The following is a 21,315-nucleotide window of genomic DNA, read 5'->3' as shown; positions in this document are numbered from 1 at the left end:
GAGAAGTCTCCCACGGTCCGTACTGGCTAGAGTCGGAATCGAGCTTTTAGTCCCGCCCACCCCTTCAAGTCTAAACATACAAGCGGGCTTGCTCGCGAAGGCGGTGTGTCAGTTGACACATATGTCGCCTGAGTGACCGCTTTCGCGAGCAAGCCCGCTCCCACAAGGATCTACTTTGGATGGTAGATCGTTTACAAGACCCGAACGCGCAGCGAACGGCCCTTGATCTTGCCGTTGTTCAAGCGCTGCAGCGCCTGCATGACCACGGTGCGTTCAACGGCTACATAGGACTGGAAGTCGAAGATCGCGATCTTGCCGACCTGAGCGCCCGGAATCCCGGCCTCACCGGTCAGTGCGCCAAGAATGTCGCCCGGACGTACCTTGTCTTTCCGGCCGCCAGCGATGCACAGCGTGCTCATCGGCGGTTGCAGCGGGGCACCGCCCTGGGACTTGAGGTTATCCACCTGATCCCAGTTCAGCGGGGTTTTCTGCAGTTGTTCGATGGCTTGCGCGCGGTGCGCTTCGGACGGCGCCACCAGGCTGACCGCGATGCCTTTCTCGCCGGCACGACCGGTACGGCCGACGCGGTGAATGTGGATTTCCGAGTCGCGGGCCAGTTCGACGTTGATCACCATGTCCAGTGCATCGATGTCCAGACCACGGGCGGCAACGTCAGTGGCGACCAGTACCGAAGTACTGCGGTTGGCGAACATCGCCAGTACTTGATCGCGGTCGCGCTGTTCCAGGTCGCCGTGCAGGCCGACGGCGGAAATGCCTTTGGAGGTCAGGTGATCGACAGTTTCCTGCACTTGCTGCTTGGTGAAGCAGAACGCCACGGTGGAGGCCGGACGGAAGTGGTGCAGGACCTTGGTCACCGCGCTCATGCGTTCTTCCGGGGAAATCTCGTAGAAGCGCTGTTCGATCTGGGTGTCGTCGTGGAACGCCTCGGCTTTCACCGTTTGCGGATCACGCATGAACTTCGACGCCAGCTGCTTGATGCCCACCGGGTAGGTCGCCGAGAACAGCAGGGTCTGACGGCGGGCCGGGGTCTGTTCGATGATGTCTTCGATGGCGTCGTAGAAACCCATGTCGAGCATGCGGTCGGCTTCGTCGAGGATCAGCGTGTTGAGGCCGTCGAGGACCAGCGAACCCTTGCGCAGATGTTGCTGGATGCGGCCCGGGGTGCCGACGATGATGTGCGCGCCGTGCTCCAGCGAGCCGATCTGCGGGCCGAAGGACACGCCGCCGCACAGGGTCAGGACCTTGATGTTGTCTTCGGCACGGGCCAGACGACGGATTTCCTTGGCGACCTGGTCGGCCAGCTCACGGGTCGGGCAAATCACCAGCGCCTGGCAACCGAAGTAGCGCGGATTGATCGGGTTCAGCAGGCCGATGCCGAACGCGGCGGTCTTGCCGCTGCCGGTCTTGGCCTGGGCGATCAGGTCCATCCCCTTGAGGATCACCGGCAAGCTCTGCGCCTGGATCGGCGTCATCTGGGCATAACCGAGGGAGTCGAGGTTAGCCAGCATGGCGGCGGACAGCGGCAAAGTATTAAAAGCGGTGGCGATGGTGGTCACGGGACTGGCCTGCAAAACAAAATGTCGCGCAGTGTAGCAGCCTCTGGCCACTTTCCTCGAAAGTTCTGGACGAACGCAAAGCCTGTGACGAGGGCCGGTACCCTCGCCACGCAGACCCCGGTCAATGCTCGATGTGTTCCTCCCGGCGCTTGGCGCGCCGTCCGTCCTCTTTCGAGAGCTGCGAGAAAATCGTCGCCGCCAGCATCGCCATGATCCCGACGGTCACGAACGTGAGCTGGAAAGCGCCCAACACGGTCTCGACGCCATCGTTGCCGATCTCCGCCGTAAAGCCGCCGAGCAGCGCACCGGCACACGCCACGCCAAGGCTCAGCGACAACTGCGCCACCACCGACAGCAAACTGTTGCCGCTGCTGGCGCTGGCGTCGTCGAGGTCGATCAGGGTCACGGTGTTCATCGCGGTGAATTGCAGCGAGTTGATCGCCCCGAGAACCGCCAGCAGGCACAGCAGCAGCCAGTACGGCGTCTGCTCGCTGACCAGCCCCATGCTCGCCAGCATGATCCCCAGAAACAGGGTGTTGCCGGTCAGCACGATGCGATAGCCCAGGCGCTCGATCAGCGGCCGCGCGCCCCATTTGGCGACCATCGCCGCAGCCGCCAGCGGCAGCATGCTCATCCCGGCCTGGGACGGCGAATAACCCAGCGCCACTTGCAGCAGCAACGGCACCAGAAACGGCAGGGCGCCGCTGCCCAGGCGGGCGAACAGGTTGCCGAGGATGCCGACCGCGAAGGTGCGGGTCTTGAACAGCGACGGCGCGAACAGCGGGTTTTCAATGTGCCCGGCGCGCAGCCAGTACGCCGCCAGACAGGCCATGCCGCCGAACAGCAACAGCATCACTCGCAGGTGCGGCAGGTGCAGTTCGCCGAGGCCTTCCATGGCGATGGTGATCAGCACCATCGCCGCGCCGAACAGCAGGAACCCCAGGCTATCGAAACGCGTGCGCTCGGTACCGCGCAGGTCGGGGATGAACTTCCACACCGCATAGCAACCGATGACGCCGACCGGCAGGTTGATCAGGAAGATCCAGTGCCACGTCAGGTATTCCACCATCCAGCCGCCCATGGTCGGGCCGATCAGCGGGCCGAGCAGGCCGGGAATGGTGATGAAGCCCATGATCCGCACCAGTTCCGAGCGCGGGTAGGCGCGCAGCACCACCAAACGTCCGACCGGCAGCATCAGGGCACCGCCGAGGCCCTGGATCACGCGCGCGCCGATCAGCATGCTCAGGCTGCTCGACAAGGCGCAGAGCAGCGAGCCGAGGCTGAACAGCAGGATTGCGCCGAAGAAGATCTTCTTGGTGCCGAAGCGGTCGGCGATCCAGCCCGAGGCCGGGATCAGCAGGGCCACGGTGAGCATGTAGGCGATGATCACGCCCTGCATGCGCAGCGGGTCTTCGGCCAGGTCCCGGGCCATGGCCGGCAAGGCGGTGTTGAGGATGGTCCCGTCGAGGGACTGCATGAAGAAAGCGATGGCGACGACCCATGGCAACCAGCGGGCGGTGATGGCGTCGAGAGGCGGGCGGTTGGGCATGGAACCTCTTGTGGTTGGGGTTAATGCATATCCATGGTCGAGCACGGTCAATGTGGGAGCGGGCTTGCTCGCGAAAGCGGTAAATCAGTCGACATCAATGTTGAATGAAGTGGCCTCTTCGTCGGATCGCCGCCCGGAGCAAGCCCGCTCCCACAGTAGATCTGCGGTGTTCCGCCGATCCGGGGGTTACAGGGTCAGGGTCAAACGGCTCACCAGCGCCCCGGGCAACAACGCCGACGAGGTACTGCGCTGGCTATAGGTGCTCGCCGACAGCAGCAACTCACGTTCGGCGGTCAACGCTTCCAGCTGCGAACCCAGCAGGCTGTAGGCGCTGTCGTCGAAACGCATGGTGCTGACCGGCGCCTGAATCTCGCCGTTTTCCACCCAGAACGTGGCAAATCGGGTCATGCCGGTCAGGCGCGCCGCCGGTTGGTCCGAGAAGTTCAGGTACCAAAGGTTGCTGATATACAACCCGGTACCCAACTGCTTGAGGATCTCGGCCTGGGACAAGTCGCCGGCGGCCATGTTCAGCGCGCTGGGCGATTCACCGCCGCCGGCGCCGTTGGCGGTCAGGCCGTATTCGGCGGCGCTGCGCGAACCGACCAGTTGCTCGCCGGCCTGACCTTCGATGATCAGCCGCAGATCGCTGCGCGGGTAACCTTCGCCGGAAAACGCCGGGCTTAGCGAACCACTGACTTTTTCATCGAGGGACACCAGCGGGCTGAACGCCTGATCGCCGGCATACAGCTTCTGCAACGGGCTGCTCTTGCTGGCAATCGACTGCGCCGAGAAACCGCCCCAGCACAACATGCCCATGATTTCTTCCAGCGCCGCCGGTGCCAGATAGGCGCGGTACTGGCCGGGCGGCAAGGTGCGCAGCGGTCGACCGAGAAACTCGAGTTGCTCGCGGGCCTGCTGGAAGCGGCGGGCGAAGTCTTCGCTGTTCCAGTCATGTCCGGCGTAGCTGGCCTTCACCGCTTCGCCGTTCTCGTGGAACAGGCTGAAGTCGAAGTTGAAGCTGTTGGCCTGATGCCAGCCGAACGCCCCGGAAGAACTGGCAAAACCACGGCTGATCGGGCCGGCGGCATAGAAGCCGACCAGATCCAGACCTTCGGCCGCCTGGGCGATTTGCGCCACGACCTGCTCGGTGTCCGGCAGCGGATGCTCCTGCACACTCTGGCTCTGCCAGCCGTTGTGGTTGAGCAACAGGTACGGATCCTGCGGCAGCAGCGGCAGGGTTTCACGCAGCTGTTGCAGGCCTTCGGCAAGGCGTTGCAGGTCGGCTTCCTGATCGCCGGACAAGGTGATCTGCAGGTCAGCATGGCGACCGTCGTCGATCAGTTTCAGACCGATACCGGCTTGCTGAACTTGCCCGGCCTGACGCACCTTGGCGTGGTTGAAACGGACGAAGGCCGACGATTCGGCGTCGTAACTCAGGGTGAACTGTTCCGGCTCGCGCACGGCATCGCGCAGCCAGTTGACCAGCAGCTTGAACGCCTCGGACTGGCTCTTGGAAATACTCATCAGGCGTCTCCCCCAAACACATCAACATTGCTGAACACGCAGGCCGGTGAAGCGTGGCCGACGCGGATCACCTGGTTCGGTTCGCCCTTGCCGCAGTTCGGCGTGCCCAGCACCTGGGTGGTGGCGGCGTTGCCGACGGCGCGCAGACTCTTCCAGAAGTGCGCGGAAATACCCCGGTAGTTCGGGTTTTTCACCACGCCCTTGAGTTCGCCGTTTTCAATCAACTGGCCCCATTCGCAGCCGAACTGGAATTTGTTGCGTGCATCGTCAATCGACCATGAGCGGTTGGTGCTCATCAGAATGCCGTTTTCGATACCGCCGATCAGTTGCTCCAGCGACTGGTCGCCCGGCTCGATGTTGAGGTTGGCCATGCGGTCGATCGGCGGTCGGTTCCAACTGCAGGCGCGGCTGTTGGCGACGCCGTTCAGACCCGCACGGAACTGTGACAGGGCACCGCCCAACGGACGGACCAGCAGGCCTTCACGAATCAGGAATTGTTTGCTGGCTTTGGAACCGTCGTCATCGTGACCGTAACTCGCCAGTTCTTCGGGAATGTCCGGATCGAACGTCACATTGAGCAGTTTCGAGCCGTATTGCAGGCTGCCGAAATCCGCGGCTTTGACGAAACTGGTGCCGGCGTAATTGCGCTCGTCGCCGAGAATCCGGTCGAGCTCCAGCGGGTGGCCGATGGATTCGTGGATCTGCAGCATCATCTGGTCGGGCATCAGCAGCAGGTCGCGCGGGCCTTGCGGGGTGTTCGGCGCGAGCAGCAATTGCAGCGCCTGATCGGCGACTTGCGGGCCGGCACCGATCAGGCCGCAACGGTTGATTACGTCGGCGCCGCCCTGCTGGCCGAAGTTCTCGCGGCCGAGGCTGCGGGTCTGGCTGTCGTTGCCGTCGTAGGCGGTGACGTCCAGGCTCGGGTAGACGAAGCGTTGGGCCTGGCGCAATTCGGCGCCGGCGCTGCTCAGGTAGATCTGTTCGACGTGGGTGATGCCGATGCTCACTTGCCAATTCACCAGGCGCTCATCCCTTGGCACCGAGGCGGATTCCGCGCCGAGCAGCTCGAAGCATTCGCTCAGGGACGGGAAGGGTTGTTCGAGATTGGGTGAAAAGTAATCGGCGCGGTCGCTGGAAACCGGCTGCTGGCTCAGGTCGAGCAGGGCATGGGGCTTGAGCCGCCGGGCCTGTTGCTCGGCACGCTCGAGAGCGGCTTGCAGGCCTTGTTGCGACAGGTCATTGGTCGCTGCGTAGGCCTCGACGCCATTGACCCGGACAGTCAGCATCGCGCCTTCGTCGCGGCTCAGGCTCGGCGGTTCGGCGACGTTCTTGCGCACCGACAGGTACTGCCCGGATTCGCGCACATACCGCAGGGAAAAAAATTCGGCGCCCGTGCGCAAGGCAGCGAAGCGCTGCTTGAGCTGGGGGTGGAAATCGAACATCAGGGGAACCTCCTTGTTATGGGAGCAGCGGTGACGCGAATTCGGCGGGGAGGGGGTGAAACGATTGGGCGAGGACTAGAGTAGGCCTGCGAGGGGGTAGGATCAAGTGAAGAGGGGGGGTAGGGGGATTTACTGTGTAGCGGGGAGATTTGTGCTGAATGATAGGGCCTCATCGCTGGCAAGCCAGGCTCCCACAGGTTTTCTGTTGAACACAATATTTGTGAACGACGCAAAACCCTGTGGGAGCCTGGCTTGCCAGCGATTAGCCTTGATGCGGTGTAGCTGAATTACTGAGCAACAGCACTCACATCACGCATCGGCTTGCCTTTCACCGGCGCATCGCCAGCGACGTAGTACGGCGCCTTGCTGCGCGGCAGCGGCTGGCGGCCACGGATCTTGTCGGCGATTTTCTCGGCGATCATGATCGTCGGAGCGTTCAGGTTGCCGGTGGTGATGATCGGCATGATCGACGCATCGACCACACGCAGCCCCTGCATGCCATGCACGCGGCCTTCGCCGTCCACTACCGCCATGTCGTCGGTGCCCATCTTGCACGAGCAGGACGGGTGGAACGCGGTTTCGGCGTGCTCGCGGATGAACTTGTCCAGCTGCTCATCGGTTTGCACTTCGATGCCCGGGCTGATTTCACGGCCACGGAACGCGTCCAGTGCAGGCTGTTGCATGATTTCACGGGTCAGGCGGATGCCGTCGCGGAATTCCTGCCAGTCCTGCTCGGTGGCCATGTAGTTGAACAGGATGCTCGGGTGCTGGCGCGGATCCTTGGATTTGACCTGGATGCGACCGCGGCTCGGCGAACGCATGGAACCCATGTGCGCCTGGAAGCCGTGCTCTTTCACACCGTTGCTGCCGTTGTAGTTAATCGCCACTGGCAGGAAGTGGTACTGGATGTTCGGCCACTCGAATTCCGGACGGGTGCGGATGAAACCGCCGGCTTCGAACTGGTTGCTGGCGCCAATGCCGGTGCCGTTGAACAGCCACTCGGCACCGATGGCCGGCTGGTTGTACCAGAGCAGCGACGGGTACAGCGAAACGGGTTGGGTGCAGGCGTATTGCAGGTACAGCTCAAGGTGATCCTGCAGGTTTTCACCGACGCCCGGCAGATCGTGTACCACCGGGATGTCGAGGCTTTCCAGCAGTTTCGCCGGGCCGACGCCGGAGCGTTGCAGCAGTTGCGGCGAGGCGATCGCGCCGGAGCAGACGATGACTTCCTTGCGGGCGCGGGCTTCAACGCGCTCTTCAGCCGCGCCGACCAGGTAACGCACGCCAACGGCACGCTTGCCTTCGAACAGAACCTTGTCGGTGAGGGCGTGAGTGACGATGGTCAGGGTCGAACGCTTCTTGGCCACGTCCAGGTAACCACGGGCGGTGGAAGCACGACGGCCGTTCGGCGTCACGGTGCGGTCCATCGGGCCGAAGCCTTCCTGCTGGTAGCCGTTCAAGTCTTCGGTGCGCGGGTAACCGGCCTGCACGCCGGCTTCAACCATGGCGTGGAACAGCGGGTTGTTGCCCGCTTTCGGCGTGGTCACGCTGACCGGGCCGTCGCCACCGTGGTAGTCGTTCGGGCCGATGTCGCGGGTTTCCGCTTTGCGGAAATACGGCAGGCAATCGAGGTACGACCAGTCTTCCAGACCTGGCAGTTTCGCCCAGCCGTCGTAGTCCATTGCGTTGCCGCGGATGTAGCACATGCCGTTGATCAGCGAGGAACCGCCGAGGCCCTTGCCGCGACCGCATTCCATCCGGCGGCCGTCCATGTGTGGCTCCGGATCGGTTTCATAGGCCCAGTTGTAGCGACGACCTTGCAGCGGGAATGCCAGGGCTGCCGGCATCTGCGTGCGGAAGTCGAGACGGTAGTCCGGGCCGCCGGCTTCGAGCAGCAGGACGGTGACGCCTTCGTCTTCAGTCAGACGGGTCGCCAGGGTGTTACCGGCAGAGCCGGCACCGACGATGATGTAATCGAATTCTTGGGACATTGGATGCACCCTCTTTGAAGTTGGTCAGGTCAGACAGCCAGCGCTTCCCTTGTGGGAGCGGGCTTGCCCGCGAAGGCGGCTTCGCGGGCAGCACACAATGGCGGGTCTTAGAACACCGAGACGTAATCGCCCAGCTCGACCTGTACCGATTTGATGCGAGTGAAGTTGTTCAGCGAGCTGATGCCGTTCTCACGGCCGACGCCCGACTGTTTGTAACCGCCAACCGGCATTTTTGCGTCGGACTCGCCCCAGGCGTTGATCCAGCAGATACCGGCTTCCAGTTGATGAATCACGCGGTGCGCGCGGTTCAGGTCGCGGGTGACGATGCCGGCGGCCAGGCCGAAGTCGGTGTCGTTGGCGCGACGGATCACTTCTTCTTCGGTTTCGTAGCTCAGGATCGCCATCACCGGGCCGAAGATTTCTTCACGGACGATGGTCATGTCGTCGGTGCAGTCGGTGAACACGGTTGGAGCCACGAACGCGCCCTTGGCGAATTCGCCGTCGGTCAGACGCTCGCCGCCGCACAGAACGCGGGCGCCTTCTTCTTTACCCTTGGCGATGTAGCCCAGCACGCTTTCCATGTGCGGGAAGCTGACCAGCGGGCCGAAGTTGGTGTTTTCGTCTTCCGGGTTGCCGATGCGGATGCGCGCAACGCGCTCGACGATCTTGGCTTCGAAAGCGGCTTTCAGGTGGCTCGGCACGAACACGCGGGTGCCGTTGGTGCAGACCTGACCGGAGCTGTAGAAGTTGGCCATCATGGCGGTGTCGGCGGCGCGATCCAGGTCGGCGTCGTCGCAGATGATCAGCGGGGACTTGCCGCCCAGTTCCATGGTCACGTCTTTGAGCGACGAAGCCGAAGCGCTGGCCATGACCTTCTTGCCAGTGTCGGTGCCGCCGGTGAAGGAGATCTTCTCGATGCGCGGGTGCTCGGTCAGCCAGGTGCCGACTTCACGGCCGCTGCCGGTCAGCACGTTGAACACACCGTTCGGAACGCCGGCTTCGGTGTAGATCTCGGCCAGTTTCAGGGTGGTCAGCGAGGTGACTTCGCTTGGCTTGAAGATCATCGCGTTACCGGCCGCCAGGGCTGGCGCGGATTTCCACAGGGCGATCTGGATCGGGTAGTTCCATGCGCCGATACCGGCGACAACGCCCAGCGGCTCGCGACGGGTGTAGACGAAGGAAGTGTCACGCAGCGGGATCTGCTCGCCTTCGATGGCGGGTACCAGGCCTGCGTAGTATTCCAGCACGTCGGCGCCGGTGACGATGTCGACATACTTGGTTTCGGAGAAGGCTTTACCGGTGTCCAGGGTTTCCAGGGCTGCCAGTTCATCGTTGCGCTCGCGCAGGATGTCGACGGCGCGACGCAGGATGCGCGAACGCTCCATGGCGGTCATCGCGGCCCAGATTTTCTGGCCCTTTTCGGCGCTGACCACAGCACGCTCGACGTCTTCCTTGGTCGCACGTTGCACCAGTGCGAGGACTTCACCGTTAGCCGGGTTGATGGCTTCGAAGGTGGCATCGCTGCCGGCGTCGGAGTACGCGCCATCGATGTAGAGTTTTTGCAGTTCGAAACGGGCCATAGTGTCCTCGCAAGTGCATTAGTGGTTGGCGTTGGTCACCGGGTGAGCCATATAGCTGTGGCATCGCGGGTCGGTGACAGTTCAGGGGCCGAGCGTTTTCTCTGTGCTCTAGCTCACCTGCTTGGCCAATTGGAAATCCATGTATTCGTAAGCGATCTGTTGCGCCTGCGCAGTGTCGAAAGCGTCTCCCGACAGCGCGCCGCGCAACCACAAGCCGTCGATCAGAGCTGCCAGTCCACGGGCGGCGGTGCGCGCATCTTCGAGCGGCAACACACGGCGGAACTCGCAGCACAGGTTGGAATACAGACGGTGATCGTTGATCCGCTGCAACCTGTGCAAAGACGGCTGGTGCATGCTGGTGGCCCAGAAGGCCAGCCAGGTTTTCATTGCCGGGCCATTGACCTGGCTGGCGTCGAAGTTGCCTTCGATGATCACCTGCAGATGCGCCCGGGGGCTGCTGTCTGCCAGCGCCTGACGGCGCGCGGTGACGTTCTCGCTGAGGACGCTCATCAGATACCGCATCGTGGCGGCAATCAGGCCGTTCTTGTCCTGAAAGTAATGACTGATGATGCCATTCGAGACACCGGCCAAACGGGCGATCAGCGCAATGCTGGCGTCCCCCATTCCGACCTGATCAACCGCCTGCAAAGTGGCTTCGATCAGTTGTTGGCGGCGGATGGGTTGCATACCGACCTTGGGCATCTTGCACATCTCCTTAGGCCTTCCGACGGGCGAATGACGCCTATCGGATTGAGGGCCAGTCTATTTTGTTTTGATTGAACGTTCAATCAACAAAGAATAAGATCTGCGACAAATCGTCGCTGCCTACAGAATTTTCTTACGTGTAAGTGGCGATAAAACCGACATCCGAAAAGGCTCGAAACCTGCGCGGGGCAAGGCGCGGTTCGACGTTCGATGGACGTGTTGAATGGGCAAGACGCTCAAGGCCAGGTTTCGGATGAACGTCCATGCCTCGGCCACGACGGCGATTCGCGGTGCCATCTCTGCAGGTTCGGGCTTTTTTCGGGGTGTCTTTATATCACCCGCCGGTCGGCTGCCAACTAACCGATTGGTCGGGTTCCGTGTTGCCTTGTGTTCTTCTCTCGCACTGCCTGGAGCATTTGTGCCATGAGTTCTGCCTCGCTTATAAAGACCCCGCCCGAGAAGGTGACGGTCAACGGTTGGGTGTTTTACACCTCTACCGCGCTGATTCTGTTGTTGACCGCCATTCTGATCATCGCCCCGCAAGAGGCCGGCAGAATGCTGGGAGTGGCTCAGGCCTGGTTGTCCCGCAGCTTCGGCTGGTACTACATGGTGGTGATCGCCGCTTACCTGGTATTTGTGGTGGGCCTGGCGTTTTCCTCGTACGGCAAACTCAAACTGGGCAGCAAGGACGACACCCCGGATTTCAGTTACGGCGCCTGGGCGGGGATGCTGTTCTCGTCGGGTATCGGTATTTCGCTGTTGTACTTTGGCGCCTCCGAGCCGCTGGATCACTACTTCAATCCGCCGGAAGGCGCGTCCGCTACCAACATGGCGGCACGTCAGGCTGTTCAGCTGACTTTCCTGCACTGGGGCCTGCACGGCTGGGCGATCTACGCACTGGTCGGTCTGGCCGTGGCCTATTTCGCTTACCGTCATAACCAGCCGCTGGCCCTGCGTTCGGCACTGTACCCGCTGGTGGGCGAGCGTTGGGTCAAGGGCGCTGCCGGTCATGCGGTAGACGGTTTCGGCATGTTCGTGACCCTGCTGGGTCTGGTGACCAACCTGGGGATCGGCTCGCTGCAAGTGTCTTCGGGTCTGGAAAACCTGTTCGGCATGGAACACAGCAACACCAACCTGCTGATCGTGATCATCGTGATGAGCACCGTGGCCACCATCGCCGCCGTGTCCGGTGTAGAAAACGGCATCCGTCGTCTGTCCAACCTCAACATCATCCTGTTCAGCGGCCTGCTGATTTTCGTCCTGCTGTTCGGCCCGACCCTGCACTTGCTCAACGGCTTCGTGCAGAACATCGGGGACTACCTTAACGGCGTGGTACTGAAGACTTTCGACCTGTACGTCTATGAAGGCGACAGCGAGAAGTCCGACCGCTGGCTGGGTCTGTGGACGCTGTTCTACTGGGCCTGGTGGATTTCCTGGGCCCCATTTGTCGGCATGTTCATCGCGCGTATTTCCCGTGGTCGTACCGTGCGTGAGCTGGTGGCGGGCGTGCTGCTGATTCCGCTGGGTTTCACCCTGGCGTGGCTGTCGATTTTCGGTAACTCGGCGCTGGATCTGGTAATGAACCAGGGCGCGGTGGAACTCGGCAAGACGGCGCTGGAACAGCCGTCCATGGCGATCTATCAGTTGCTGGAACACTACCCGGCGTCGAAAGTCGTGATCGGCGTGTCGATCTTCGTTGGTTTCGTGCTGTTCCTGACCCCGGCGGACTCCGGCGCGGTGATGATGGCGAACCTGTCCTGCAAGGGCGGCAACGTCGACGAAGACGCTCCGCACTGGCTGCGAATCTTCTGGTCGGTCGTGATCACCCTGGTGACCATCGGCCTGCTGTTCGCCGGTAACTTCGAAGCCATGCAGACCATGGTGGTGCTGGCCGGTCTGCCGTTCTCGGTGGTGCTGGTGTGCTTCATGTTCGGCCTGCACAAGGCGATGCGCCAGGACATGCAGATCGAACAGGAGCAGGCGCAACTGGCTGAACGCGGTCGTCGTGGTTTCAGCGAGCGCCTGACCCAGCTGGACCTGCAACCGAGTCAGTCGGTGGTTCAGCGCTTCATGGACAAACACGTCAGCCCGGCGCTGGAAGATGCCGCGGCGCAAATGCGTGCACAGGGTCTGGAAGTGCAGACGCTGCTGGGCAAATCCAAGCGCTGCATGGGCGTGCGGGTCGAGATGGAAGAGGGCAACCCTTTTGTCTACGAAGTGAGCCTGGACGGCTACCTGGCGACCCCGAGCGAGTCGGTCCAGTCCGATGAAGCGCGCCAGCGTTTCTACCGCGCCGAGGTGTACCTGCACAACGGCAGCCAGGACTACGACCTGATGGGCTTCACACAGGATCAGATCACGCGTGATGTGCTCGATCAGTTTGAAAGCCATCGGCAGCTCCTCGGCCGGGTTTATAGCTGAGTTGTGAAGTGATCAATCCCACGCGATGCGTGGGATTGATGAAAACAAAAACGCCGCGATCCTCTCGCGGCGTTTTTGTGTCTGCTCTCTTTACCCCAGGTTCTTGCCGAGCAGCGCGTGATACAGCTCGCTGTCCCCAAGAATCCCCACCACATGGTTGTTGTCGTGCAGCACCAGTTTGTTGCCGGTCTGGTAACGGATCTGCAACGCGTCGCGCATGCCGATGTTCGAGTCCACCAGCGTCGGCTTGCGCTCCAGACCTTCCACGGCTTGCCCTGGTGCCCAGTTCTGCAGGTTCAGCACCGAACCGTTCTGCCGCGCACCCTTGATGGTGTTGCCCTCGGCCAGGTCCAGCCACGAATCGCCGCCCGGATCCAGGCACACCGAACCGTTGATGCGTTTGCAGTTGTCGAGGGTGCGCATCAGGCTGCGACCGCACAGCACGTTCAGCGGATTGGTGTGGGCGACGAAGGTGCGCACGTAATCGTCCGCAGGGTTGAGCACGATCTCTTCCGGCACGCTGTACTGGATGATCCGGCCGTCCTTCATGATCGCGATGCGGCTACCGAGTTTCAGCGCTTCGTCGAGATCGTGGCTCACGAATACGATGGTCTTGCTCAGCTTGCGTTGCAGTTCCAGCAGTTCATCCTGCAGGCCCTGACGGATCAGCGGGTCGAGGGCCGAGAACGGTTCGTCCATCAACAGAATGTCGGCGTCCATCGCCAGCGCGCGGGCCAGGCCGACACGCTGCTGCATGCCGCCGGACAGTTCGTCGGGCTTCTTGTTGCGCCATTGGGTCAGGCCCACCAGTTCGAGTTTGTCATCGACCAGTTTGCGCCGTTCCTTCTCCGGACGGCCCTGCATTTCCAGACCGAAACTGATGTTCTCGCGCACCGTCAGCCAGGGCATCAGGGCGAATTTCTGGAACACCATGGCGATGCGTTTGGTGCGCATCATTTTCAGCTCGGCCGGGGTGCAGGAGGCGATGTCGATCTGCTTGCCCTCGTGTTCGACGAACAGCTTGCCGCGGCTCACGGTGTTGAGGCCGTTGATGCAGCGCAACAGGCTCGACTTGCCGGAACCGGACAGGCCCATCAGCACGCAGATCTCGCCTTTGTTGATGTCCAGGCTGGCCTTTTCAACGCCGACGATCTGCCCGGTCTTTTTCAGGATCTCACTGCGGGTCAGGCCCTGATCGAGAAGTTTCAGTGCTTCGCGCGGATCCTTGGTGAAGATCACGTCAACGTTATCGAAGCGAATTATGCTCATGCGTCACCCCCTACTTTGGCGTCGGGTTGTTTGCAGATACGGTCGAGCATGATCGCCAGCAGTACGATCGCCAGGCCCGCTTCGAAGCCCAGGGCGATATCAGCAGTGTTCAGTGCGTTGACCACCGGTTTGCCGAGTCCGTCGGCGCCCACCAGTGCCGCGATCACCACCATCGACAGCGACAGCATGATGCACTGGGTGATGCCGGCCGCGATGCTCGGCATGGCGTGAGGCAGTTCGATCCGTGAAAGCAGTTGGCGACGCGAGCAGCCGAAGGCCTTGCCGGCGTCCATCAGTTCTTGCGGGACATCACGGATGCCCAGGTAGGTCAGGCGGATCGGCGCGGCGATGGCGAACACCACCGTCGAGATCAGGCCCGGCACCACGCCCAGCCCGAAGAGGGTCAGGGTAGGAATGAGGTAAACGAAGGTCGGTACGGTCTGCATCAGATCGAGTACCGGCCTCATCAAAGTGTAGAACATCGGTTTGTGCGCGGCGACGATGCCCAGCGGCACGCCGATGACCACGCAGACCAGGGTCGCGAACATGACCTGGGCGAGGGTTTCCATGGTTTCCTGCCAGTACCCCAGGTTGAGGATCAGCAGGAAGGAGGCGACCACGAACGCGGTCAGGCCCCATTTGCGTTGAATGAAGTGGGCCAGCAGGGCGATGAGGCCGATCAGCACCAGCGGGTTGAACCAGGTCAGCGCAAACGTCACGCCGTGGATCATCGTTTCCAGTGTCACGGCGATCGCGTCGAAGGTGTTGGCGCCGTGTTGCGTCAACCATTCAACGAAGCCCGCGATGTACTGGCCTAAAGGGATTTTCTGATCAATCAGCATGGTAGTGAACGTCCGCATGCAAGGAAATAAACAGCCCGGACGGCGTACGCCGCCCGGCATAAGCGATGCTCCTCAATTCAAGGCTGGGCAATCTTGGCTTTCACGGCCTCCAGGCCAGGTTTACCGTCAATGGTGGTCACGCCAGCGAGCCAGGTATCGAGCACCTGTGGATTCTTTTTCAGCCAGGCCTTGGCGGCCGCGTCAGGCTTCATCTTGTCGTCCAGGATGTTGCCCATCAGTTCGCTTTCCATGTCGACGGTGAACTCCAGGTTTTTCAGCAGCTGGCCAACGTTGCTGCATTCCTCGGCGTAGCCCTTGCGGGTGTTGGTCGCCACGGTGGCGGCGCCGAAATCCGGGCCGAAGAAGTCATCGCCGCCGGTCAGGTACTGAATCTTGAAGCGCTTGTTCATCGGGTGCGGCGCCCAGCCGAGGAACACCACGGCGGTGTCGCGTTTCTGCGCGCGGTCGACCTGCGACAGCATGCCCGCTTCGCTGGACTCGACGACCTTGAAGCCGGCGGTCTTGAGGCCGAAGGCGTCCTTGTCGATCATGCTCTGGATCAGGCGGTTGCCGTCGTTGCCCGGCTCGATCCCGTAGATCTTGCCGTCGAGTTCTTTCTTGAATTTGGCGATGTCGGCGAAGTCGTGCAGGCCTTTGTCATACAAAGCCTGGGGAACGGCGAGGGTGTACTTGGCGCCCTTGAGGTTGGTGCGCACGGTTTCCACGGTGCCGGCGTCGCGGTAGGCCTTGATGTCGTTTTCCATGGTCGGCATCCAGTTGCCGAGGAACACGTCCATGTTCTTGCCGTCGGCCAGCGACTTGTAGGTCACGGGTACGGAAATCATGGTGGTCTTGGTCTTGTAGCCGAGGGCCTGAAGCACGACGGAGGTGGTGGCGGTGGTTGCGGTGATGTCGGTCCAGCCGACATCGGAGAAGTTCACGGTACTGCACTGCGCCGGTTCTGCGGCTTGAGCCAGTAACGGCAGACTCAGCATGGCGGCCAACAACAACGACGGGGAACCTTTCATGAATGGACTCCTTGGTGTTTTTTTTGGCAGTGTTCCGATTGGACCACCGCACTTATGGGTTGCGGTTGGATGGCGTTCTGGAGACAGCTCTACCGCAGCGCCTTGCAATCGAGTCGATACGATCATGTACCAGTGAAAATCTGACGCCTACAGGGTGCGTCGTATCCAGTACAGGGATGGTCGCATCCAGTGTCAGTGACGTCGTTTACAGCTTTTTTCTGCCCTTTCTGGCCATCTGAACCGCATAAAAACGGCGAAAACACGGGCTGAAACCGGCACGGCGTTAGTGGGCATGAGTACGTCGGTGTCAGACGCCGAACGACCCGGGAAAAGCCCGATGATGCGGGCATTCCGGCGGATCGCAGCTTGAGCGTAGCAGCTCCGCCAGCGGGCGTTTCACGCCCCGGACCGGCACTTTCAGGAGCTCTGCAGCAATGGCTATCAGCGTTTTCGACCTGTTCAAAATCGGCATTGGCCCTTCCAGTTCCCACACCGTCGGGCCCATGCGCGCCGCCGCCCTGTTCGTCGAGTCGTTGCGCGACAAACATCTACTGGAGCAGGTGCGCCGCATCGAGGTGCAGCTGTTCGGTTCGCTGTCGGCCACCGGGGTCGGTCACGGCAGCGACAACGCGGTGATCATGGGGCTGATGGGCGAGTGGCCGGACGCGATCGACCCGTCGCAGATCGGCCCGTGGATCCAGGCCCTGCGCGAAACCCATACGCTGTTGCTCGACGGTCGTTTGTCGGTGCCCTTTATATGGGGCCGGGACATGCGCCTGATCGACGAGAACCTGCCGTTCCATCCCAACGCCATGACCCTGGTTGCCGAAGGCGATCACGGCGAGTTGCATCGCGACACCTACTATTCGGTCGGCGGCGGTTTTGTGGTGGACGAGGCGCAGGCCTCCAGCGGCGTGGTGGATCTGGATCGCACCGAGTTGCCTTACGACTTTTCCAGCGCGGTGGAGCTGCTGGAGCTGTGCAAGACCCATAACCTGCGCGTGGCCGAATTGATGATGGCCAACGAGAAGGTCTGGCGCAGCGAAGAAGAAATCCGCGCCGGCCTGATGAAGCTCTGGCGGGCGATGCAGGATTGCGTCGAGCAGGGCCTCAAGCACGAAGGCATCCTGCCGGGCGGCCTCAACGTGCGCCGCCGCGCGGCGAAGTTGCACCGCAGCCTTCAGGAACTGAACAAGCCCAACGTGATCGGCTCGACCCTCAGCGCGATGGAGTGGGTCAACCTGTTCGCCCTGGCGGTGAACGAGGAAAACGCCGCCGGCGGGCGCATGGTCACGGCACCCACCAACGGCGCGGCGGGGATCATTCCGGCGGTGTTGCACTACTTCATGAAATTCAGCGAGGCGGTGACCGACGCCAACGTGGTCGACTACTTCCTCGGGGCGGCGGCGGTGGGGATTCTGTGCAAGAAGAACGCCTCGATCTCCGGTGCTGAAGTGGGTTGCCAGGGAGAGGTTGGATCGGCCTGTGCGATGGCGGCGGCAGGGCTGGCGGAAATTCTCGGCGCAAGTCCGGAGCAATTGTGCAACGCGGCGGAAATCGGACTGGAACACAACCTGGGTCTGACCTGCGATCCGGTGGGCGGCCTGGTGCAAGTGCCGTGCATCGAGCGCAATGCGATTGCGGCGGTGAAGGCGATCAATGCCGCGCAGATGGCCTTGCGCGGGGACGGTCAGCACTTCATCTCGCTGGACCGGGTGATCCGGACCATGCGCGATACTGGCGCGGATATGCATGACAAATATAAAGAGACTTCGCGAGGCGGGTTGGCGGTCAGCGCGGTTGAATGTTGAGTCAGTAAATCCGAGGTGTGGCCTTCGCGAGCAAGCCCGCTCCCACATTCGATCGCATTCCGGCAGAGGAACCCGCTCAATTGTGGGAGCTGGCTCGCCAGCGATGAGGCCGGACCAGTCAAAACTGCGCACCAAGTGAGCACCGGATATCAAACGCGCCACCTTTTGGCGCGTCGCTATCGGATAAGAGTCTTTCCTGCCTCCAGCGCCTGATTCGCAGGCGCTACCGTCCGTCACCCGTGCCTGCGGTGACACTGTAGGACAATCGCGCGCAGGCCAGTTCCCACAAGTGCTACCGATTTGCTCACACGCTCCGGGGCAGGGCTTCCGCGGCCGCTGATGGCACTTCGAATTACCCTCCGGCGGAGCGCTTGTATAGACGCGTCGCGACGTCGTTTTCAGGAGTTATTGAACAGCCATTCAATTTTAGGCATGGCAATTGCTCTGTCATAACAAAGCCCGTCTCACGCAAGAGAACGATGGCAATAACAAGAGCCTCCGCCTGAGGCCATCACCCGCTTTGTGTGAGGAGATACCGCGATGACGTCGTTCAACTCCGGGGCTCAACCCCAGAACCGTGCGCCTCAATCCATCGGCTTTCTGCTGCTGGACAATTTCACGCTGATTTCCCTGGCTTCCGCAGTCGAACCGCTGCGCATGGCCAACCAGTTGTCCGGTCGCGAGCTGTATCGCTGGACCACCCTCACCGTCGACGGCGGCCAGGTCTGGGCCAGTGACGGTCTGCAGATCACCCCCGACGCTTCCATGCACAAAGCCCCGGCCCTCGACACCGTCATCGTGTGCGGCGGGATCGGCATTCAACGCACCGTTACCCGTGAACACGTGTCGTGGCTGCAAAGCCAGGCGCGCCAGTCCCGCCGCCTCGGTGCCGTGTGCACCGGCAGTTGGGCCCTGGCTTGCGCCGGCCTGCTCGACGGTTTCGATTGCAGCGTGCACTGGGAATGTCTGGCGGCGATGCAGGAAGCTTTCCCGCGCGTTGCGATGAGCACCCGTCTGTTCACCCTCGACCGCAACCGTTTCACCAGCTCCGGCGGCACCGCGCCGCTGGACATGATGCTGCACCTGATCAGCCGCGATCACGGTCGTGAACTGTCAGCCGCGATCTCCGAGATGTTCGTCTACGAGCGCATCCGCAACGAGCAGGATCACCAGCGTGTGCCGCTCAAGCACATGCTCGGCACCAACCAGCCGAAACTGCAGGAAATCGTCGCGCTGATGGAAGCCAACCTGGAAGAGCCGATCGACCTTGACGAACTGGCGGTGTACGTCGCCGTGTCCCGTCGCCAGCTCGAGCGTCTGTTCCAGAAATACCTGCACTGCTCGCCGTCGCGCTACTACCTCAAGCTGCGCCTGATCCGCGCGCGGCAACTGCTCAAGCAGACGCCGATGTCGATCATCGAAGTGGCGTCGGTCTGCGGGTTTGTGTCGACGCCGCACTTCTCCAAGTGCTACCGCGAATACTTCGGCATTCCGCCGCGTGACGAGCGCGTCGGCTCCAACACCACCCAGCAGGTGGCGATGATGCCGCTGCCGCAGGCCATCGTGATGTCGCCGCTGTCCGGGCCGATGTCGGCGCTGAGTCAGGCACGCAACGAATCCACATTCGCCAGTGTAAGGCTGTAGACCGGGTCATCGTTTTTCGCGAGCAGGCTCGCTCCCACACGGGAATGCATTCCAATGTGGGAGCGAGCCTGCTCGCGAATGAATTTTTCAGGCGCTATGGGTTTGTTGGTATTGCGCCAATGCCGGCAACAATTGTTTGTCGATGGCCTGACGCACTGCAGGCTGGATGCTGGCGCCGCTGGTGTACATGTCCTTGACCATCTTGCGCAGTTCAAAGGCGCGAACGTTATCCAGACCGCGCACCGCATACTCACAGGCCTGCTCGGCAGTTGAACCGCTCGGCACTTGAAAACCCAACGACTTGAGTTGGCCCAACAGGTCTTCCTGATCGATCAAATCGGCATACATCATGACGCGAATCCTTCTTCGGCAACGGAGGTCGTGGCTCGATTCTGGTAGGCCTGCCCAGGCACGGCAAGGGCGATTTGTCGCAGTGGCCGCGACGGCTATGAACAGGTCGTTTTCGGCTAACTCGCCGTCAAGGGGAGTGGGCACACTGGCCTCAGCTCGCTTCACGAAGGTTTGGTCACCCTCGCCACGGCAGCTCCTCAACAGTACCCTCGCCCCGATCCTGTCACGGCTTGTATCGGGGGTTTTTTTGCCTGCGAATCCGGGAGAGGTGTGTTGCCGGATCTGACGCTTTCGTCGGAACGCCGCCCGGAGCAAGCCCGCTCCCACAGGTGACCGCGTTCATTCATGGGAACGCGGTGAAATGTGGGAGCGGGCTTGCTCGCGAATAAGGCTGACGCGGTCTAGCGTTGCAACACCAGAATCCGCGACAGCAACTCATCCCGATCGATGTAGCAGCCCTGAAAATGCCGGGCCCCGGTGGCCGGGTCGAACGCATTGCGCGCGTGCAGGGTGCGGCCGTTGTCGAAGCACCACAGCTCGCCCGGATTGAGCCGCTGCATCACCCGAAAGCGTGGCTCGCGGGTCATGGCGATGAAGCGCCGATAAGCGCGATACAGCAGGGGCATCTGCTCCACGGACGTGTCGAACGCCCCGCGCAAAAAGTTGGCCATGCGGATTTCCGCGACCCGGCCCAACGCATCCAGGGCGATGATCGGTGCGAGGCAGCGATAGTCGCTGTGGCGGTCCTTGTTGCGAAACTCCACCGGGATCTCGCACAGCGCCTGAAACGACGCGGGGTCTTCCTGACGCAAGGCTTCGGCAATCGCAAAACCGTCGACGAAAATGCTCTCGCCACCCTCGGCGTCGTTCACCAGGCAATGCAGAAATTGCAGGCCCGGTTGCAGCTCGCGGGTCGGCAGGTCGGTGTGTAATGGCAGGTTGAAAGCGGTGTAGGCGTTGCTGTCGGCGTCGGCCTTGGATTGCACGTTGAACAGCACGCCGAAGTTGCTCTCGCGGATGAACGAAATGCGCTGGGCGATCAGCTTCAGCGAACCGGGTTCGGTGGGTACGCCTCGCACTTGGGTCAGGCCGATGTCGCGTACCGCCAGCAACCATTGCAGCAGTGCGGCGTTGTCGTTCATCAGGGCTGCATAGTCGAACACCGGCAACTGCAAATCGCTGCGCCACAGGAAGGGTTTCGGCCTGGCGGCGAGGCGTTCGGTGCGCGATTCATTATCGTAGGCATGGGCGCGCAACCAGCCGGCATCAAAGCGGCTGAGGTGGCCGTCCTGCCAGTCGATACGCAGGCAGCCATCGGTGTCGATGTGCACCGCGGATGGCATCAGGTCGGGAGCCGCATCGATGATCTCGAACACCTGCTCACGGGTGACGCTGTAGACGCAGTGCGGACACGGACAGTTGTCCCGCAGCCACACGTGGTGGAAGGGGCTGACGCGCCCGTCGGCCCATTCAATCAGGACGCGATCCGCCAGGTTCTGCACGCCGTTCAGCGCGCTGATCAACGGATAAGTACGGAAATCGGCAACGGCAACGGCGGTTTGCATGGCGGCTCCTTGTGAT

General features: G+C 61.8%; 15 protein-coding genes. 3 read left to right on the top strand and 12 right to left on the bottom strand.

The features are described from left to right. Positions 1-191: 191 nt before the first annotated feature. The 7 genes from dbpA to betI form a co-directional block, all read right to left on the bottom strand. Positions 192-1,577 carry an ATP-dependent RNA helicase DbpA gene (gene dbpA, locus CAG25_RS22595; RefSeq protein ID WP_007959732.1) on the bottom strand — a complete coding sequence of 462 codons (1,386 nt, stop codon included), beginning with the start codon at positions 1,575-1,577 and terminating at the stop codon, positions 192-194. A gap of 121 nt (positions 1,578-1,698) precedes the next feature. After that, positions 1,699-3,126, bottom strand: coding sequence for a multidrug transporter subunit MdtD (gene mdtD, locus CAG25_RS22590; RefSeq protein WP_039767988.1), 1,428 nt, complete (start codon positions 3,124-3,126; stop codon positions 1,699-1,701). A gap of 186 nt (positions 3,127-3,312) precedes the next feature. Continuing rightward, complete coding sequence (locus CAG25_RS22585; RefSeq protein ID WP_085612999.1) at positions 3,313-4,650, bottom strand: TldD/PmbA family protein; 1,338 nt, start codon at positions 4,648-4,650, stop codon at positions 3,313-3,315. Beyond that, entirely contained in the window at positions 4,650-6,092 is a 1,443-nt protein-coding gene (locus tag CAG25_RS22580) for a TldD/PmbA family protein (RefSeq protein ID WP_085612998.1), read from the bottom strand. Before CAG25_RS22580 ends, CAG25_RS22585 begins: the two co-directional genes overlap by 1 nt. A 287-nt stretch (positions 6,093-6,379) precedes the next feature. Beyond that, entirely contained in the window at positions 6,380-8,083 is a 1,704-nt protein-coding gene (gene betA / locus CAG25_RS22575) for a choline dehydrogenase (protein ID WP_064599981.1), read from the bottom strand. A 107-nt stretch (positions 8,084-8,190) separates the two neighbouring features. Further along, complete coding sequence (betB, locus tag CAG25_RS22570; protein WP_064599979.1) at positions 8,191-9,663, bottom strand: betaine-aldehyde dehydrogenase; 1,473 nt, start codon at positions 9,661-9,663, stop codon at positions 8,191-8,193. Between the two features lie 108 nt (positions 9,664-9,771). After that, complete coding sequence (betI, locus tag CAG25_RS22565) at positions 9,772-10,365, bottom strand: transcriptional regulator BetI (protein ID WP_011336305.1); 594 nt, start codon at positions 10,363-10,365, stop codon at positions 9,772-9,774. Positions 10,366-10,848: 483 nt separating this feature from the next. Between betI and CAG25_RS22560 the strand changes: the two genes are divergently transcribed. Further along, entirely contained in the window at positions 10,849-12,789 is a 1,941-nt protein-coding gene (locus CAG25_RS22560; protein ID WP_223290698.1) for a BCCT family transporter, read from the top strand. Positions 12,790-12,879: 90 nt separating this feature from the next. On the opposite strand, the gene choV is transcribed toward CAG25_RS22560, so the two are convergent. The 3 genes from choV to CAG25_RS22545 all read right to left on the bottom strand — a co-directional run bounded on the left by choV (position 12,880) and on the right by CAG25_RS22545 (position 15,928). Continuing rightward, positions 12,880-14,058, bottom strand: coding sequence for a choline ABC transporter ATP-binding protein (gene choV, locus CAG25_RS22555; RefSeq protein WP_041063385.1), 1,179 nt, complete (start codon positions 14,056-14,058; stop codon positions 12,880-12,882). Then, on the bottom strand, positions 14,055-14,900 hold the full coding sequence (choW, locus tag CAG25_RS22550) for a choline ABC transporter permease subunit (RefSeq protein ID WP_007959749.1): 846 nt from the start codon (positions 14,898-14,900) through the stop codon (positions 14,055-14,057). The genes choV and choW overlap by 4 nt, the downstream gene beginning before the upstream one ends. Before the next feature lie 77 nt (positions 14,901-14,977). Continuing rightward, positions 14,978-15,928: a choline ABC transporter substrate-binding protein gene (locus tag CAG25_RS22545; RefSeq protein ID WP_085612997.1), complete on the bottom strand. Its 951-nt coding sequence runs from the start codon at positions 15,926-15,928 to the stop codon at positions 14,978-14,980. A gap of 434 nt (positions 15,929-16,362) precedes the next feature. Between CAG25_RS22545 and CAG25_RS22540 the strand changes: the two genes are divergently transcribed. Together CAG25_RS22540 and CAG25_RS22535 are read left to right on the top strand one after the other, a co-directional pair. Further along, positions 16,363-17,739 (top strand): L-serine ammonia-lyase, encoded by a 1,377-nt coding sequence (locus tag CAG25_RS22540; protein ID WP_085612996.1) that lies wholly within the window; start codon positions 16,363-16,365, stop codon positions 17,737-17,739. Between the two features lie 540 nt (positions 17,740-18,279). Continuing rightward, complete coding sequence (locus CAG25_RS22535) at positions 18,280-19,383, top strand: GlxA family transcriptional regulator (RefSeq protein WP_011336300.1); 1,104 nt, start codon at positions 18,280-18,282, stop codon at positions 19,381-19,383. An 87-nt stretch (positions 19,384-19,470) separates the two neighbouring features. Here the strand turns inward: CAG25_RS22535 and CAG25_RS22530 are convergent, their stop codons facing one another. Next, positions 19,471-19,734, bottom strand: a complete 264-nt coding sequence (locus CAG25_RS22530; protein ID WP_039767996.1) for a hypothetical protein — start codon at positions 19,732-19,734, stop codon at positions 19,471-19,473. A 401-nt stretch (positions 19,735-20,135) separates the two neighbouring features. Then, positions 20,136-21,299, bottom strand: coding sequence for a gamma-butyrobetaine dioxygenase (locus CAG25_RS22525; RefSeq protein WP_085612995.1), 1,164 nt, complete (start codon positions 21,297-21,299; stop codon positions 20,136-20,138). Between the last annotated feature and the right edge of the window lie 16 nt (positions 21,300-21,315).

The sequence above is a fragment of the Pseudomonas sp. B16(2017) genome, assembly GCF_002113205.1.
Classification (GTDB): Bacteria; Pseudomonadota; Gammaproteobacteria; order Pseudomonadales; family Pseudomonadaceae; genus Aquipseudomonas; species Aquipseudomonas pharyngis.
Note: the sequence above shows the minus strand (reverse complement) of the source record. Positions and strands in the feature narration are given on the sequence as shown.